Origin of the sequence: Niallia sp. NCCP-28 (assembly GCF_023168165.1) — a bacterium.
Lineage (GTDB): Bacteria > Bacillota > Bacilli > Bacillales > Cytobacillaceae > Niallia.
Map to the genome: position 1 here is coordinate 198,839 of NZ_BQYJ01000002.1, position 12,703 is coordinate 211,541.

General features: G+C 33.3%; 14 protein-coding genes. 13 read left to right on the top strand and 1 reads right to left on the bottom strand.

Annotated elements, in window-relative coordinates:
* The first annotated feature begins 440 nt into the window (after positions 1-440).
* From NCCP28_RS05845 to NCCP28_RS05900, 12 genes are all read left to right on the top strand, one after another.
* A complete protein-coding gene (locus NCCP28_RS05845; protein WP_248560470.1) occupies positions 441-1,178 on the top strand; it encodes a hydrolase in 738 nt (245 codons plus the stop codon).
* Positions 1,179-1,429: 251 nt separating this feature from the next.
* Positions 1,430-2,200 (top strand): hypothetical protein, encoded by a 771-nt coding sequence (locus tag NCCP28_RS05850; protein ID WP_248560471.1) that lies wholly within the window; start codon positions 1,430-1,432, stop codon positions 2,198-2,200.
* A 185-nt stretch (positions 2,201-2,385) separates the two neighbouring features.
* Positions 2,386-3,258: a BMP family ABC transporter substrate-binding protein gene (locus NCCP28_RS05855; protein WP_248560472.1), complete on the top strand. Its 873-nt coding sequence runs from the start codon at positions 2,386-2,388 to the stop codon at positions 3,256-3,258.
* Positions 3,245-3,445 carry a ComZ family protein gene (locus tag NCCP28_RS05860; RefSeq protein ID WP_248560473.1) on the top strand — a complete coding sequence of 67 codons (201 nt, stop codon included), beginning with the start codon at positions 3,245-3,247 and terminating at the stop codon, positions 3,443-3,445. The genes NCCP28_RS05855 and NCCP28_RS05860 overlap by 14 nt, the downstream gene beginning before the upstream one ends.
* A gap of 216 nt (positions 3,446-3,661) precedes the next feature.
* Positions 3,662-4,462, top strand: coding sequence for an SDR family oxidoreductase (locus NCCP28_RS05865; RefSeq protein WP_248560474.1), 801 nt, complete (start codon positions 3,662-3,664; stop codon positions 4,460-4,462).
* A gap of 149 nt (positions 4,463-4,611) precedes the next feature.
* Positions 4,612-6,531, top strand: a complete 1,920-nt coding sequence (locus NCCP28_RS05870) for a BglG family transcription antiterminator (protein WP_248560475.1) — start codon at positions 4,612-4,614, stop codon at positions 6,529-6,531.
* Positions 6,532-6,557: 26 nt separating this feature from the next.
* Complete coding sequence (locus tag NCCP28_RS05875) at positions 6,558-7,007, top strand: transcriptional regulator GutM (protein WP_248560476.1); 450 nt, start codon at positions 6,558-6,560, stop codon at positions 7,005-7,007.
* Between the two features lie 16 nt (positions 7,008-7,023).
* Positions 7,024-7,575 carry a PTS glucitol/sorbitol transporter subunit IIC gene (srlA, locus tag NCCP28_RS05880; protein ID WP_248560477.1) on the top strand — a complete coding sequence of 184 codons (552 nt, stop codon included), beginning with the start codon at positions 7,024-7,026 and terminating at the stop codon, positions 7,573-7,575.
* Between the two features lie 25 nt (positions 7,576-7,600).
* Positions 7,601-8,623 (top strand): PTS glucitol/sorbitol transporter subunit IIB, encoded by a 1,023-nt coding sequence (gene srlE / locus NCCP28_RS05885; RefSeq protein WP_248560478.1) that lies wholly within the window; start codon positions 7,601-7,603, stop codon positions 8,621-8,623.
* A gap of 87 nt (positions 8,624-8,710) precedes the next feature.
* Positions 8,711-9,076 carry a PTS glucitol/sorbitol transporter subunit IIA gene (locus NCCP28_RS05890; protein ID WP_248560479.1) on the top strand — a complete coding sequence of 122 codons (366 nt, stop codon included), beginning with the start codon at positions 8,711-8,713 and terminating at the stop codon, positions 9,074-9,076.
* A 218-nt stretch (positions 9,077-9,294) separates the two neighbouring features.
* On the top strand, positions 9,295-9,969 hold the full coding sequence (locus NCCP28_RS05895) for a transaldolase family protein (RefSeq protein ID WP_248560480.1): 675 nt from the start codon (positions 9,295-9,297) through the stop codon (positions 9,967-9,969).
* 198 nt (positions 9,970-10,167) lie between these two features.
* A complete protein-coding gene (locus NCCP28_RS05900; RefSeq protein ID WP_248560481.1) occupies positions 10,168-10,962 on the top strand; it encodes a Cof-type HAD-IIB family hydrolase in 795 nt (264 codons plus the stop codon).
* A 73-nt stretch (positions 10,963-11,035) separates the two neighbouring features.
* Here the strand turns inward: NCCP28_RS05900 and NCCP28_RS05905 are convergent, their stop codons facing one another.
* Entirely contained in the window at positions 11,036-11,431 is a 396-nt protein-coding gene (locus NCCP28_RS05905) for a hypothetical protein (protein ID WP_248560482.1), read from the bottom strand.
* A gap of 299 nt (positions 11,432-11,730) precedes the next feature.
* Here NCCP28_RS05905 and NCCP28_RS05910 point away from each other — a divergent pair, with 299 nt between their 5' ends.
* On the top strand, positions 11,731-12,663 hold the full coding sequence (locus NCCP28_RS05910; protein ID WP_248560483.1) for a beta-ketoacyl-ACP synthase III: 933 nt from the start codon (positions 11,731-11,733) through the stop codon (positions 12,661-12,663).
* Positions 12,664-12,703 lie beyond the last annotated feature (40 nt).

Consider the following 12,703-nt stretch of genomic DNA (forward strand, 5'->3'; position numbering starts at 1 on the left):
GTTTAACAGAAAAAATGGGAGAAAAAAGATATAAAGCCTGAATATAGGTAGACTCCTGTAGGGGTGCAAGAAAGGAGTCCATGCGACGAGGAGGATCAGCGCTCCCCCATAGAAAATAAAGTGTAATCAGGCTGTGTTTTTAAAAGCAACAATGCATACAAAAACAGCCTATGAAAAAGCAAACTTTAATAATTGAATCTTTTTATAAGAGGAACAGGACTATTTTTAAGTTCAATGCAGTATAGTCAAAAATGTGCGCGCATAATATTATTGTAAGTATATGTGTATGCTGGAAAAGAAAGCGAAGTCCTAACCCTTTTTTGTATGCCTTATGTACAAATTCATCATAAAGAAGATAGAGAAAATAGGCAAACTCCCTTACATTTTTAAAAAATGCTCATACATTATTAAAAGGAAAATGTTATAAAGGAGTTTTAGAGATGGAGAACCGGAACTTCCAATTGGATACCGAATGGAATATGATACATTACCCTCCTCAACCAAACGGTTTCGGTGTCTTGATAATCGGGGATGACAGAAACTTTGTAAATCAGTCAACAAGTTTTTGGACACAAAATGAAGGGAAAAAGCAATTGGTTGAATCACTTCTTGAAAAAGGCTACACTATATTTTATTCTAATTTATATGGAAAAAATTGGGGTAGCAATCAAGCTTGTCAATTAGCAGAACGGTTATATCGATATGTAATACGTTCAGAAATCCTCAATCAGAAAATTCATTTAATAGCGGAAGGAATGGGGGCGCTAACCGCCATCCAGCTAATGAAAGAAATGAAAGTCAATATTCGCTCCGTTGTTTTATTTAATCCTATTTTATCATTAAAGGATCATATAGAAAGAGAAAAGGAACATAAATTTTTTTTTAAGAAGTTATGTAATGAAATATCAGTAGCTTTTCATTTGAATGAAGAGGAAGTTTTGCCATTTTTAAAGGGGCGAAAGGAAATTTTATTAGAAGAAACGTCTGCTCCTGTGAAAATTATTCAAATTTTGCATGATGGCAAATCCTATTATCAATCTAACTATTTAAAAAAAGAATCTACAGAATGGAAGAAAAAAAAGCTGCCAATTATTGTTTCATATGTTGTGCCAGAAAAAAGAAGTACTCTTCCAAAGCACATACATTTGTTTTTTCAAGCTAATGAAAAATATTTATAAAGTGAAACGGCAAGCGGTGATTTCTGCATTCCCCATTGCTTAAGGCGCAAGAATAGGATGATATAATATAAATCGATCACACAGAGTCTGCCGCAGAATTTGTGAGGGTTATAGCTTGTTAAATAGAGATAAAAATGAATAAGGAATTCTCTGGGGTTAGAGGATTCCTTTTTCTTATGCAAAAATCAAGATGAAATAATTAATAAATGGAAGCATATTATACAATAATGAGTTTTTAGGGAGGCACAAAGATGGATAATTTTATAATAATTGGAAAATATCATTTTATTGGCTTGCATCTTTGTTCGGCATTATTGGAAAAGGGGCTTAAAATAAAAGGGCTATCTTACCCTGGTTTTTCTGTACATCAATTGGAAGAAAAAGAAATGGTTTTTGGGAGAAATGCTAATTTTATTGATATAGACTGGGAGCAGCGATTAAAACAGATAAAGGAAGGAGAGACAATCATTATTTTTGATTGTTATACATTAGATAAGCTAGATGACTTAATTACTGCGATGCAAGAATTTTTCAAAGGAAATCGGCGGAAAATGCCTAAAAAAGTGGTGGCTATTTGTCCTGTTACAATGGAAGAATCACAAAATAAACAATGTGTGAAGTTTTTTAGCGAAATGAAGATACCATATCAATTTATATATTTACCAACGATTTACGGTCCTTGGCAGCCAGAAAATTTTTTGTTTCAACAAATCTTCTTAAAGGAAACAACAAAAAACTTGCTTCCAAGGCAAAATGAATATACTAAAGATGCTATTTTTGTGGAAGATGCGGTGGAAGAGATAATTGAGCAGATAAAAAATCAGCAAAATGAAGCCATCTTACTGCGAAGTGCTGTACAAAAACATTGGCAAAAATGTATGGATGTACTAAACTATTCAATAGATTATGTAGAGGATAGTGAAAATTATTTTGCAGAGAATAACTTTACAATTAATGTAAAAAATAAAAATAGAATCACAGATAATTTAGCTTTGCAAAAAAAAATATTAAAATGTATATAAATCCTTTTTAATCTCTTTGACATGAAAACAATATAGGAATTTTGGGAAAGGCATAAACAATGCGAAAACTTAAGAAAATTTTATTGATTTTCCTTCTGTTATTTTCTTTTTTACTGCTGTCTTGTGAGCATGCTGTAGAAAAAAAAGGGAAAATTCAAAAAGTTGGACTCCTTGTGGAGGGAACAGTGAGTGATCAAGGATGGGGAACAAAGGCCTATACCGGGTTACTTAATATTCAATCAAAATATGATGTTGATATATTTTATAAAGAGGGAATTACTTCAGAACAAATTGCCGAAAGAGCGATTAAAGAATTTCAAAATAAAGGTGTAAACCTTATTTTCGGAAATAGTTCAGCGTTTGGCACTTTTTTTAATGCTCTTTCCAAAAAATATCCCAATATACATTTTGTTAGTTTTAATAGCAATGCTAAAAATCAAAATACGACAAGTATGATATTGGATGGCTATTCAATAGGATTTTTTGGGGGGAAGGTTGCAGGTTATATGACAAAAACAAATATAATTGGAATTGTAGCCGCTTTTGAAAATCAGCCAGAAGTGCAAGGGTTTACGGATGGAGCAAAATTTGAAAATAAACAGGTGAAAGTATTAACAAAGTATGTACATAGTTGGGATAATCGGGAAAAAGCTAGCTTATTACTCGAACAATTATTGTCACAGAATGTTGATATTGTTTATCCGACAGGAAATAGTTATAATCAGGAAATCATTGAAAAAGCAAAAGCAGAGGATTTATATTCCATTGGTTTCGCTACAGATCGCACAGATTTAGGTGATGGAAATGTATTAACTAGCACCATTCAAGATATAGCTGAACTATATGCATATACAGCAAAAAAATTTAATGAGGGTGACTTGTCCGCTGGAAATATGTATTTTGGGATGAGCGACAATTTTACTTCAATAGGTGAATTTAGTGAACATGTAGATAAAGAATTTATTTTAAAAATAAATAAAGAAATAAATGACTTTAAAAAATCAGGCAAATTGCCAAATGAACAAAAAGCGGAGGATAATGAAGATGACAACAAATGATAAAACAATGGAATTTATGCAAATAGCTATGAAATATCTGCCAGAAGCAAAAGAGGAATTAGACAGAGCAGGTGTAGAGTTATCTTTTGAGATGATTCAGCCATTTATGAATCTTTTTACAAAGGTAATGAATGAAGCATATGAACTAGGCAAACTGGATGGTGCTGGAGATAAGCAAGGTATCTAAACCGAAATTCCAATACTAGCTTAATAAGGGAAACAAAGACAATTTTACTGTGAAAATTCAGAGTGAAATTGTCTTTGTTTTGTTTATATGGAAATGTACTGATAGTGCAAGGATTTTCACGTTTGTGTGAAAATCTCTGTATTAATTTAAGCTTCCTTTCATTTTATACTAAAAACATCAAATGAAAACGCTTAAAGAAAATGGAGGTTAACATAAATGAAAAATACATGGTTAGCATTAGAAGGTAAAGTAGCTGTTGTAACAGGGGGATCTTCAGGAATTGGATTGCATATTGCACAAGAATTAGTAAAAAACGGCGCTCAAGTAATTATTTCTGATTTAAATGGAGAAGAAGGTCAACAGGCTGATGGCTCTTATTTAATCAAGTGTGATGTAACAAATAAAGCAAGTGTCGATGGAATGATTGCAAAAGTAGTTGATCACTTTGGAACCATCGATATTCTTATTAATAATGCAGGCATCAATTTGCCGAGACTATTGATTGATGTAAAAGGTGAGAAACCAGAATATGAGCTAAGCGAAAAAGACTTTGATTTAATGGTTGCAGTAAATCAAAAAGGTCCTTATTTATGTGCACAGGCTGCTGCAAAAGAAATGGTCAAGAAAAAAAACGGTGTCATTATCAACGTTGCATCTGAAGCAGGGCAAGAAGGATCAGCAGGCCAGAGCTGCTATTCAGCAACAAAAGGTGCAGTGATTTCATTTAGCCGTGCTTGGGCAAAGGAATTAGGCCCTTACAACATTCGTGTGGTAGCAATTGCACCTGGAATTCTTGAAAAAACAGGATTAAGAACGAATGCATATAATGAGGCCCTTGCCTATACTCGTGGGGTAACCGTAGATGGACTATCAACAGATTACAGCAAATCTATTCCATTGGGGAGAGAAGGTTTATTAAAAGAAGTTGGAGATCTTGTATCTTACCTAGCATCCGAGAGAGCAAGCTATATTACAGGAACAACTTTTAATATTTCAGGTGGTAAATCACGTGGATAACAATGAATGCATAAAGGTTTGAAGAATATCAGATATTGGCCTTTTTGCAAAATTGCTCTACTAGAATAGTAAAGAAAAATTTTATAACAAAAAAATTTTTTTTCTATATACTTAACAAAGGAACATGCAGCAAAAGGTGGTATAGAAAGATGTCTGATATAAATAATGATTTACGGATTGTGCAAATAATTGATTTAACCAGAAAAAAATCATATGTTTCGTTAGATTATATAGCAGAGTCAACTGGTGTCAGCACACGAACAATTAGAAATTATATAAAGCAGCTAAATTCTGATTGGAATGGAACTGCAGAACTTGTTAATGAACGAGGAAAGGGCCTTCGCTTACTAATAAATAACCAAAATCTTTTTGATCATTATTTAGAGAAGTTGAATAAAGAGAGGATATTACAAGATTCTCCACAAAAAAGGCTTGCTGCTATTATAGATTGCCTGCTTAATAATGACATAATTACTTTAGATGAGATAGCTATGAGACTCAATATTGGCAGAACAACATTGGTTAATGAATTAAAAAAAGCGACTGTCTCATTGGAATCTTATAGTCTATCTATTGCAGGAAAACAAAATGAAGGAATGCATCTAACAGGAAATGAATTAAATTTGCGTTTTTTCATCCTTGATCATGTATTTGAATACCTATATGGCGATTATCCCTTAGATGAAGACATTAAAGAGGAATTAATAAATGTTATCGATCAATATGATTTAGAATGCACAACACAAAGTCGATTAATGCAATCAATAACTATTATGCTGGATCGATTGTTAAAGGGATATGCCATTTTAAAGGTAGAAGATAAATATAAGGCGTTATTAAAGTCCAAGGATTTCCAAATTGCAACAGAATTAGCACGAGTAATAGAAAAAGGTTTGCCTATTAATATACCAATTCAGGAAGTATTGTTCATAACACTTCCAATTGCCGGGAGAAGAACGCCGACAAATAACCGGACAATGGCAGAAATCAAAATAACGGATGAAATAGATAATCTGCTGGAGAGGATTTTTGATCGACTAGGTTTTCGAAAAGAAATTATTTATGAAAAGGGCGAATTTTTTGAAGACTTGCAGTATCATATTACCTTTATGCTTAATCGATTAATGTTTAATATTCGTTTGAAAAATCCCTTGCTAAATGATGTCAATCAAAAATATCCTCTTGCTTACAAAATGGCAGAAATAGCAGGCAAAGTAATCAAAGAGAAATATGAGCTAGAAGTTTCGGAAGATGAACTTGGTTATCTTGCTTTCTACTTTAGTGTATATATCGCTCAAACTGATGTAAAAGTTAGAACATTGCAGAAAGTAGCAGTTGTTTGCGGTACAGGCAGGGGAACTTCCAAATTAATAAGCATCCAATTACAGCGTGTGCTTCATCAGAATACCAGAATAAATCTCTTTTCAGAGAAAGAAGTATCGAAAGAGCTGCTGAAAGATTATGATATCGTTTTTTCTACAGTAAAATTATCTTTTGAAACAGATGCATCTTTAATAATGATAAATGAAATATTTGATGAAAGCACTATTGCACGACAAATTGAAAAAGTGACTTATTTACAGAAGTTTAAACTAAGAGATATTGGTAATGGCCATTCTATTTTAAAATTATTAACAAATGAAAATAAGGTATTTTTTCTGGATAATAAGCAGACATATCATCAAAATGTAGAAATGATGATTAATCAATTAACAAATTTAGGATTTTTAGATGAAGGATTTAAAGAGAGACTTATTAAACGTGAGGAAAAGGGATCGATGATCTTTGATAAATCTATCGCTTTGCCACATACCATAAATTATCAATCTAATAAATTGGAAGTAGCTTTAGGAGTTTCTTCAGAAAAAATAGAGGAAAATGGCAAAGAAATTAAATTAATATTTTTATTGGGAATACCAAATCAGACTGATAATGATGATAGTTTAATTGTAAAAATATATGAAGAAATCATTCGATTGGCATCAAATGATTTACTTGTTCAAAAGCTAGCTGGATCGAAGACTTATGAGGAAATAGCAAACTACCTCGAAGAAATAGCCGACAAATAAGGAACCTGTAGATTGGAAGTGAAAAAATGCAAATATATATAATCATGATTTTTATAGCAGGTGCGTTTCTTGTCCAATTAGGGCTGGGATATTTGCAGATCAAACATTTTACAAAAGCATATATGGAAATGAGGAAGCTTGGGAAAGTAGCAATTGGAAAAAGGCCAGGAAAGCTCCGCGCTGGTACAATTGTTTTCTTTGCTATAAATAATAATGGGAAAATTTTAAAGGCGAAAAAAATGCAAGGGGTTACAGTGATGGCGAAGTTCCGCGATTTGAATGGTTTTACAGATAAAAATATTAAAACCATTCAAGATGAGGATATGAAGCATTGTAATAAATTATTGAAATTAGCTATTCTTGATGCAGTAAATAATTACAAAATTATTATGAGCGGTGGAGAAATACCAGAGAAAAACAGCTTCTTTAAGAACATGATATTGAAGGCAGAACAAGTAGTTTCAATAAAAAAATAATTAAGAGGTGATCACTATGGATCTGATCGTACATTTTGCAGAAGGCTTTTTAAAATTATTCCAAACAGGTGCAGATACATTTGTTTCATGGATGAAAGGTATTGTTCCGGTTGTATTATTATTGATGGTTGCTATGAATACATTAATCCAGTTAATCGGAGAAAATAGAATTAATCGTTTAGCAATGGCATCATCTAAAAATCCGCTATTAAGATACATGGTATTGCCATTTCTAGGTTCGTTTATGCTAGCTAACCCAATGGCTTTATCTTTAGGACGTTTTTTGCCGGAAAAGTATAAACCCAGCTATTATGCGTCTGGAGCTTATTTCTGTCATACAAGTAATGGTTTATTCCCACATATCAATCCAGGAGAATTATTTATCTTCCTAGGAATTGCAGCTGGAATTGAACAACTTGGCTTTAGCACTGCTGAATTAGCGGTCCGCTATTGTTTAGTTGGGATTGTAATGAACTTCTTTGCAGGATGGATTACTGACTTCACAACAAAAATGGTAGAAAAGCAACAAGGCATTAAATTAAAAACAGAAGTTAAATTACATCATTAAGAGAAAGTTGAAGGAGGTTATTAAAATGACAGAATATCGATCCGTTAAAATAGTAAAAGGAAACGGTGGTTTTGGAGGACCTTTAACGATTGCTCCAACGCCTGAAAAAAATAAAATTGTTTATATTACTGGCGGCGGCGCTAAGCCAGACATCGTGGATAAAATTGCAGAACTAACTGGAGCTGAGGCTGTTAACGGCTTTAAAACTTCTGTTCCTGATGAATCTATTGTACTTGCCATTATTGATTGCGGCGGAACCTTGCGATGTGGCATTTATCCGCAGAAAAGAATTCCTACAGTTAATATAATGCCTACTGGAAGAAGTGGTCCTTTAGCTAAATTTATAACAGAAGATATATATGTATCTGCAGTTGATGTAGATCAAATAGAATTAATTGAAAACGGTGCACAAATGCATATAGCAGCAGCGGCAGAAAAAATTCCAGAAGAGAAAAAAGAGTTTAAATATAGCAGTGATCAAAAGATCTCGCAAACAATGGCTGCAAGTAGCAACAAAAGCTTTTTAACTAAAATTGGCCTTGGAGCAGGTAAGGTAATTAATACATTTTACCAGGCAGGCCGTGATGCTGTTCAAACATTAATTAATACGATTATCCCATTTATGGCTTTTGTTTCATTGTTAATTGGTATAATTCAAGGATCTGGAATCGGAAACTTTTTTGCTAAATTAATGTCACCGCTTGCAGGGAATGTTTGGGGGCTGTTATTGATTGGATTTATTTGTTCGTTGCCATTCTTATCTCCACTATTAGGGCCTGGAGGAGTTATCGCACAAATTATAGGTACTCTCATTGGTGTAGAAATTGGGAAAGGCAATATTCCACCGAACTTAGCATTGCCAGCACTATTTGCAATCAATACACAAAACGCTTGTGACTTTATTCCAGTAGGTTTAGGACTTGCAGAAGCGGAAGCAGAAACAGTAGAAGTAGGAGTTCCAGCAGTGCTTTATTCAAGATTTTTGATTGGTGTGCCAAGGGTATTTGTAGCATGGCTAGCAAGTTTCGGATTATATTCAAACGGTTAACAGGTTTTTGAAACTGCATAAAACTCAAATTTAAATAAATGACAATGGGGAGGGAAGAGCATCTTGCGTGAGAGATGCTGAGATATTATGAAAACAATTTATGAGAATAAAATTCAAAGTATTGGTGATTTTGCAGATACTTTTTTGGAAGAAAAAATGGTTATTTTATTTGGTGATGGTGCACCTCAAGATTTAAAGGATTTTTGCTATAACATTGATGTCGTTGAGACAGATGGAGAAATTGAGGAAGGACAATATCTTTTAATTAATGGCGATCAATATAAAATAACTTCTGTTGGAGATGTTGTACAAAGAAACTTGACTACGCTAGGGCATATCACAATAAAATTTGACGGTTCAACAACGGCAGAATTGCCAGGAACATTATATGTAGAAGATAAAATTTTGCCTAAATTTGATTTAGGAACAGAATTGAAAATAATTAATGAATAAATACGCTTATCGCAAAAAAGTCTAATTGCGACTTTTGCGTGGAAAGGGATGCCAAAAATAAGAAAGGTTATAACTAAATTCTCTTAAGTTTGATGTGGAGAAGGAGATAACTAGTCTTTACTTGCCGGCATCCTTTTCTATTTGAATTAGTCTATGCAGTGCAAGGGAATTAGCGTCTATTCCTCTTTCACTAAAGCATTAGAATTGGGGGAATTAAATTGAGACTTTATATTGATTCAGCAAATTTAGAACAAATTGCGTATTTAAATGACTACTTTCCAATAGCTGGAGTAACAACAAACCCATCTATTATAGTTAAAGAAAAGAAACCGTATATGGAGCTCCTTAAAGAAATTAGGGGAATCATCGGAGAGGAAAAAGAATTGTTTGTTCAATTAATTGGTGATACAGCAGAGGAAATGATGGCAGAAGCACAATATATTAATCGTGCTATTGCTGGAAAAGTAGTTGTGAAAATACCTGTTACAACAGAAGGCATTAAAGCAATAAAATTAATTAGCGCCTATAAAATTCCTGTATTAGCAACAACCATTTATACTTCTATGCAAGCATTAACTGCATCTATGGCAGGTGCTGATTATGTTGCTCCATATGTGAATCGAATTGATAATTTAACTGGAAATGGGATAAAGGTCGTACAGGAAATCAGTGAATTATTTTCTGCATATAACTGTAAAACAAAAATATTAGCGGCAAGTTTTAAAAATGTCCAACAAGTTCATGATGTTTGTTTAGCTGGTGCACATTCTGTGACTGTCAGTGCAGAATTAATGGGAAAACTTATTGATTTTCCCTCTACCAATGCAGATGTAGCAGCATTTAAGAAGCAGTGGCAAGGTTATTATGGAATGGATAAACAATCATTAAATTAGACTAGTTTTTCGATCCTATTGTGCTAGTAACATAGATTGCTACTTTTTTAAGAAGGCTATTGATGGTTGGAGGGGAGAGCCCTCTTATTATGGCCTAGAAGACGAAAAAATAACCGCTTACGAATAAACGGAAACTGATTTATCGACAATTTTTATGAAAATGATGTTAGGAAATAATCTAATGTAAGGATGGATAAAATGAAAGATAAAAAAGTTGTTTTTTTTGATTTAGATGGAACACTTTTAACTAGAGATTTATCAGTTGCTCCAAGTTCTATCGAAGCAATCCATAAGTTGAAATCATGTGGCATCGATCCTATTATTGCTACAGGCAGAACCCTAATGGAAATAGACTATGTTTTGAAGGCTACTGGTATAACATCCTGTGTTGCAATGAATGGACAATATGTACTATATAATGGAGAGGTTATTTATGAAAACCCTTTAAATAAGAAGGAAGTTACAGAACTACATATAGCTGCGAAAAAAAATGGTCATGAAATGGCTTTTTATAATGCTGATAAAATAACAGTAACAGCAGCAGGATCTATCTTAATAACAAAAAACTATGAGCGTGTTGGCGGGAATTACCCACCGTTAGATGATCGACTGTATTTAGATGAATTCATTCATTTAATGCTGATATTTTGCGAACCTGGAGAAGAGGCATATTATCAGAAGAAATTCCCTAACTTTCAATTTGTTCGTAACTCTCCATATGGGTGTGATATTTATCCTGCGGGGTCATCAAAAGCAACTGGGATAGAGCGGCTAATATCTCATTTGGAACTGTCATTAGAAAATACATACGCTTTTGGAGATGGTTTAAATGATTTAGAAATGTTTGATCTAGTTAAGTATTCTGTGGCGATGGGTAATGCTTTAGATATTGTCAAAAAATCGGCATCATATATTACTAGTTCCCATAATAATAACGGAATAGCAGAGGGACTTCAGGTTTTGGGTTTATTAGATCAGTCAGTTTCTAAATAAATAATTTAGGTCTAATCTCTGACAAAAAATATGGGGATTAGACCTTTTGTTGGGGAGAAGCAGCTAAGAAATATCAGTCTATCCATTTTTTTATAAATGGTGTAATTTTTTTTATGATCGGTTTAAACTCATTGGCAGAAGTCATGAAGCTATCTACACTTTTCATCAATAATTCGAGATCAATTTGCTCTAAAAAGTTTGCAATTGCATCAAATTGTTGATTTTCCTCTTGCTGTTGGTTATTCTCATGTTTTTTTTCTTCTTTTTGTGCATGTTTGCTGTTCATCCCTAAAATCCATGCATCACCGCGATGACGCTCAGGTCTATTCTTTTCCTGTGTTTTGCTATGTGAGTTTTCTTCTTGATCTTCCGTCTTTTTTCTTATTGAGGAATAGTTTGTACCAAACATAAACAGGCGAAAATGATCTGTTCTTTCCCCATCTTCGTTTTTCTCTAATTCATCTTCCATTAACATTCTCCCTCTTCCATTTATTCATATTTTGCCTTAATAGTATCCTATGAGAGAAAAATAATAGATGATTAGACAAGTGCATAGAAGATATAAATTATTATGTTGCAATTTCCATTAAAAATTTGATAAAATTAGTACCAAGTCATAATAATTGATAATAATATATTGTAAACTGATTAATGTATAAAAATAAAAGATGAACAATAGAAGAAATCATGCAAACATAAGCTGACCATTAAATTTTGAAAAAAGATGTTTATGCCGTATAATCGGTTTTATTAAAGGAGCTGAGCACTTTGAGCACAGGAGTAATTGGGATTGGACGGGCATTGCCCGAAAAAATATTAACAAACTTTGATTTAGAAAAAATGGTGGATACAAATGATGAATGGATTCGAACAAGAACAGGAATCGAAGAAAGAAGAATAGCAGATGATAACACAAATACATCCGATATTGGATATGAAGCTGCGAAAAAGGCAATAGAAAATGCTAATATTTCTGCAGAAGATATTGATCTTATTTTAGTTGCTACAGTAACACCAGATCAGCCATTTCCTTCGGTAGCATGTATGCTGCAAGAACGATTAGGAGCAAAAAAAGCAGCAGCCTTGGATATAAGTGCAGCATGTGCTGGTTTTATGTATGGAATGGTTACAGCTAAACAGTTTATTGATAATAATGTTTATAAGTACGTTTTAGTAGTAGGTGTAGAGAAGCTTTCAAAAATTACAAATTGGGAAGACCGAAATACTGCTGTTCTTTTTGGGGATGGTGCAGGTGCAGCTGTACTAGGAAAAGTAACAGAAGGAAGAGGCATTCTTTCATTTGAACTAGGCGCTGATGGTACTGGAGGCAAACATCTGTATCAAGATGATTTTATTCAAATGAATGGAAGAGAAGTCTTTAAATTTGCAGTTCGCCAAATGGGAGAAAGCAGTGAAAATGTTTTAGAAAAAGCGGGACTTTCTAAAGAAGATGTAGATTTCCTTATTCCGCACCAAGCAAATATTCGCATTATGGAAGCATCTAGACAAAGGTTGAATCTTCCAGAAGAAAAACTATCAAAAACAGTGCATAAGTATGGAAATACAAGTGCTGCATCCATTCCAATTTCTCTTGTAGAAGAAGTAGAAGCAGGCAAAATCAAAGACGATGATGTTATTGTTTTGGTTGGCTTTGGCGGCGGTTTAACATGGGGGGCCATCGCACTTCGTTGGGGAAAATAATTGATTACAAATTAAATAAATAAAAAATCAAAGCCTAATA